At 68.4% G+C, this 4881-nt stretch carries 4 protein-coding genes; 2 read left to right on the top strand and 2 right to left on the bottom strand.

The window, feature by feature from the left end; genetic code table 11:
- Positions 1 to 98: 98 nt before the first annotated feature.
- Positions 99 to 1436, bottom strand: a complete 1338-nt coding sequence (locus WCJ52_RS11490; RefSeq protein ID WP_336903447.1) for a D-alanyl-D-alanine carboxypeptidase — start codon at positions 1434 to 1436, stop codon at positions 99 to 101.
- Positions 1437 to 1655: 219 nt separating this feature from the next.
- Between WCJ52_RS11490 and phaP the strand changes: the two genes are divergently transcribed.
- Positions 1656 to 2234, top strand: a complete 579-nt coding sequence (gene phaP, locus WCJ52_RS11495) for a TIGR01841 family phasin (RefSeq protein WP_336903448.1) — start codon at positions 1656 to 1658, stop codon at positions 2232 to 2234.
- Positions 2235 to 2341: 107 nt separating this feature from the next.
- Entirely contained in the window at positions 2342 to 3238 is an 897-nt protein-coding gene (locus tag WCJ52_RS11500; RefSeq protein WP_336903449.1) for a hydrogen peroxide-inducible genes activator, read from the top strand.
- Here WCJ52_RS11500 and WCJ52_RS11505 read toward each other — a convergent pair.
- Positions 3239 to 4881 (bottom strand): prolyl oligopeptidase family serine peptidase (locus WCJ52_RS11505; protein WP_336903450.1); only part of this gene is annotated, 1643 nt, incomplete at its 5' end.

Here is a 4881-nt window from a genome sequence, read left to right on the forward strand (position 1 = left end):
TGTCCCTGCTGGGCGAACTGGTCGCAACGGCGGCGATCGTTACCCGCGGCGAATAAGAACCTCGGAGTTCCCGTTCGCCCTCAGGCGGACGTTCGCCTTCAGGCGGACGGAGGCAGGACCATGCAGGGCTCGCCGCGGGTCTTCAGGGCCTTGCAGGCCGCCCGGGCAGAAGTCTCGGAGTATCCCGTGAATCGGGTCCGCCAGTCCGAGCCGGCCCGCTCTGCGCGGCCCCCCGAGGCGAAGTGGGCTGGCACAAGCTTGCGCACCCGCGAGGCCTGTTCCCGGGCCATATCCTGGGTCTTGAAGGCACCGACCTGCACCGACCAACGGCCGGCTTCTGCCCGGGGCTTCTGGCGCAGGCCGGTCTCCTGCGGATCGACGATCTCGAACTGGGAGAGGTTCCGGGGCGTCGGGGCGCTGGTCAGGACCACACGATCCGGGCCCGTACCCTGAGGGCCAGCCGGGTAGGGATCCACTGGCCGTACCTGGGCGTAGAGCACGGCGGGTGCGGGTTCAGCCTCGAAGCTGGCCTGTGCGAACTGGACCCGCTCGCCGCGGTCGCGGCGGGCCGCCAGGTCGAAAGCGGTCAGCATCAAATTCTGCACCTTGGCGTTCCGGCGCGCGTTCGAGGGGCCGCCCAGCACAACGGCGATCAGGCGACGGTCGCCGCGCACCGCCGAGCCAGCGAGGTTGTAGCCCGAAGCGCTCGTAAACCCTGTCTTGAGGCCGTCGACCCCCGGCATAGCCCACAGGAGGCCATTGTGATTGTTCATCTTCTGTCCCCGGAAGGTGAAGGACTGCTGGCTGAACAGGGCGTAGTTCTGAGGGAAGTCGCGTAGTACCGCGCGCGAAAGGATGGCGAGGTCCCGGGCGGTGCTGACCTGTCGGGTGTCAGGCAGGCCCGAGGCGTTCACGAAATGGGAGTTGACCATGCCCAGTTCGCGGGCCCTGAGGGTCATCATGGCGGCGAACCGGCGCTCGCTTCCGTCACCCAGCTTCTCGGCCAGTGCGACCGCCACGTCATTCGCTGACTTGATCGCAAGGGCCTGGATCGCCTCGGAGACCGTCAGGCTGGCGCCCGCCGGAAGGCCCAACTTGGTCGGGCTCTGGGCGGCCGCCCGCGCTGAGATGAAAACTGGATCGTTCAGGGACAGCCGGCCCGAGGCCAGGGCTTCGAAGGTCAGGTAGAGGGTCATCACCTTGGTCACCGAGGCCGGGTACCTCAGGCTGTCTGCCCGCCGGGAGAACAGGACCTCCCCGGTCTGGGCGTCGACGACGACAGCGGCGTAGCGCATTTCCGGGAAGGGCGTCGTTGGAGCCGCCGCGGCCGGGTTCGCCGGCGCGAGGGCCGAGACTCCGGCGATGATGGCGAGGGCCAGCCCCAGGACAAGGCGAGCGAACGGACGGGCGGGGCGGCGTCTGGCGGCTGTCGGCAAGGCGAGCGTCCCTGGCGTCTCCGGCGTGGCCGGCGGGTTCAGGATGAAGGGACATACTAACCGCCGCTGCGTTGCGGGGAAGTAAATTCCGTTTGAAGGCCCTTCACAGCCTGTTCATGTTGCACCGCACAACCCGCTTGACTGCTGCGGCGCAACATGAGATCCGTTTGCGCCGCACAAACTGAATGCGTCATCACTCACATCGACAGGAGCGCCAATATGTCCGCCGCGAAGACCACCGCCGACAAGATCGCCAACGTCGGCAACGAAGCCGTCCAGGACGCCACGCAGGACGCCATGGCGAAGGGCATGTCCAGCCTCAATGACATGACCTCCAACGCCCGCCAAAGCGTTGATGCCGCGATCGCCTCGGTGACCGCCGCCGCCGCCGGCAACGAAGCCGTCCACGACGCCATGGAGAAGGGCCTCCACGACGCCATGGAGAAGGGCATGTCCGGCCTCAATGACATGACCTCCAACTACCGCAAGAACCTCGAGGCCATGATCGCCTCGGTGACCGCCGCCGCCAAGGGCGCGGAAGCCCTGAGCTTCGACACCGTCGCTTTCTCGAAGGTCGCGATGGAGCGCCAGACCGCCGCCGTCCAGTCCCTGGCCAGCGTCCGCAGTCTCCAGGAACTGATGGAGGTCCAGACCGACCTCGCCAAGACCCACGCCGAGGCCTATGTCGCCCAGATGGGCAAGACCACGGAGCTGATGACCTCCCTGTTCCGCGCCGCCTTCCAGCCCTTCAACGCCCGCATGACGGCGGCCGTCGAGAGCGTTCAGTCGGCCCGCTGATACCGGGGCCTCCTGGCCTTCCGAAACCAAGAGCGGCGCGGTTCCCTTCCGGGGGCCGCGCCGCTTTCGTTTGACTTGCGGCCGCCCCTCTTGGAAGTCCGAACGCCATGCTCCCCACTCTCCGGCAACTCCAGTATCTGAAGCTCCTCGTGGAACATGGCGGCTTCGGAAAGGCGGCTGAGGCGGCCCACGTCACCCAGCCGACCCTGTCGGCCGGGATCCAGGAGCTGGAGAAGATCCTCGGTGCTCCCGTGGTCGACCGGGCGCGGTCGGGACTGATCCTCACCGCCGTCGGGGAGGCGTCCCTGGCCAAGGCCCGAATCATCCTCAACGAGGCCGAGGAACTGGTCCAGGCCGCCCGCAGCTCCGGGCAGCCGCTGACCGGCCGGTTCCGGCTGGGGGTGATCCCGACCGTCGCGCCCTTCCTCCTGCCCAAGGCCCTCCCGCTTCTCAAGGCCCGGTTTCCCCAGCTGCGCCTCTATCTGCGCGAGGACCTGACCCAGAGGCTGATCGCGGCCCTGAAGGCCGGCGCCCTCGACGCCGCCCTCATCGCCCTGCCTTTCGACATGACGGGCCTGGACTGCGCCCATGTGGCGGATGACGAAATTCTCGCCGCCCTGCCGGCGGGGCATCGTCTGGCCGGCCAGGCCTGGACGCGGCCATCTGAGCTTGAGGATGAGGACCTGATCCTGCTGGAGGACGGTCACTGCCTGAGGGACCACGCCCTCGCGGCCTGCGGGCTGCGGCCGCCGCGGACCGGTGAGGCCAGCGCCAGCTTCGCCGCCACCTCCCTGCCGACCCTGGTCCAGATGGTGGGGTCCGGCCTCGGGGTCACCTTCCTGCCCGCCATGGCGGTGGAGGCGGGTGTGACAGATGGGACGGCCATCGAGATCCGCTCCCTCCAGGCCGACCATCCAACCCGCGAGATCGTTGTCGCCTGGCGGTCGGGCTCTATCCGCGGGGCCGAAGGCCGCCTCCTTGCGGAGTCCCTGCGCGAGGCCTGATCAGTCCATCAGGCGGCGGGCGAGGTAGACGTAGTGGCGCGCCCAACGCCGTGCATTCAGCTCCGGGTCCGAGTCGTTGGAGTGACCGCCCAGGGTCTGCTCATAGTAGAGGTAGGGAACCCCGAGGGCCTCGAGCTGCGCCGCGAACTTCCGGGCGTGCCCGGGATGGACCCGGTCATCCCGCGTGTTGGTGGTGATGTAGGCCTCTGGATAGGCGATGCCAGGTCGCAGGTTCTGATAGCCCGAGTACCGGGCGATGAAGGCTGCGTCGGCCGGGACGTCGGGGTCGCCGTATTCGCCCACCCAGGAGGCTCCCGCCGATAGCTTGTGATAGCGCAGCATGTCGACGAGGGGGCTCTCGACCACGACGGCGTTCCAGAGCTCGGGGTGCTGGGTCATGGAAACGGTCGTCAGGACCCCGCCGTTAGAGCGTCCGTAAATGCCCAGCCGGCGGGGCGAGGTCAGGCCCCTGGCAGTCATGTCACGGGCTACGGCGGCGAAGTCATCGAACGCCAGTTGGCGCTTCTCACGCATCACCGACTGGTGCCAGGCGGGGCCGAACTCGCCGCCCCCGCGGATATTGGCGATGACGTAGGCGCCGCCGCGGGCCAGCCACAGCCTGCCCATTTCAGGAAGGTAGATCGGCGGCTTGGCGATCTCGAAGCCCCCATATCCGTACATCAGGGTCGGTGTTGAGCCATCCTTGCGGGCCCCCTTTGGCGAGACCACGAAATAGGGAATCCGGACGCCGTCGCTCGACGTCGCCCAATACTGGGCGACCTGGGCACCCTCGGCCGGGAACCGGGGCGGAAGCGAGGCGATCCGCGCCGTCTCCCCGGTCGCCGCATCGACGCGCCAGAGGGAGGGCGGGTCCAGGAACCCCTCCGCCGAGATCATCAGGACATCATCGACGTCGCTCGCCGAGATGATCTGGAAGGTGGCGTCCCTGGGCAGGGACAGGCGCTCGCCGGTCCAGCGGCCGCGGGTCATGTCGAACACCTCAACGGCGCCCTTGACCTCATCCAGCAGGTTGATGGCCACCAGTCCCGCGGTGACCGACACGTCCTGCACCGCCTGCTTCGGCCCGGGGGTGAAGACCCGTTCGGGCGTCCCGGCAGGATCGTCCCGGCGCAGGGCGATGACCGATCCTGAGGACAGACCCTTCCAGTCCGCCTTGAGGATGAAGATCATCCGGCCCTGGGCGGAGCCCTGGTAGGTTGCTTGCAGGGGCAGGGGAAGGCGGATGAGCTTTCCGTCCCGCCAGAGGCTGAATTCCGAGCGGAAGAAGTCCACCGCCCGGTTGATCACCAGGCCCTGGCTGCGCCCGGCCTCGTCGCGCAGGACGCTGGCGGCGACGGACACATCCGTGGGCTGTCCTCGGAAGATCTCCCGGCTCTCGCCCCGGCGGTTCACCGTCCGCAGTATGAAGGGATATCCCGAAGCCGTGGCCTCGCCGTCGGCGGCGACCCGGGCCACCGCCAGGGTGTCGGCGTCCAGCCAGTCGACGGTGAGCTTGGAGGCGGGAAACCGGAACCCGCCCTCCACAAAGGCGCGCCGGGCAACATCGAACTCCCGGACCTCCACGGCATCACCGCCGCCATCGGACAGCCTGACCAGGCAGAGCCTGGCGGCCGGCGGCAGGC

This window comes from Phenylobacterium sp. (assembly GCF_037138395.1).
GTDB lineage: Bacteria > Pseudomonadota > Alphaproteobacteria > Caulobacterales > Caulobacteraceae > Phenylobacterium.

Excerpts from the sequence above, each read along its gene's own strand:
- phaP (WP_336903448.1), top strand. The coding sequence starts at position 1,656 with ATGTCCGCCGCGAAGACCACCGCCGACAAGATCGCCAACGTCGGCAAC.
- WCJ52_RS11500 (WP_336903449.1), top strand. The coding sequence starts at position 2,342 with ATGCTCCCCACTCTCCGGCAACTCCAGTATCTGAAGCTCCTCGTGGAA.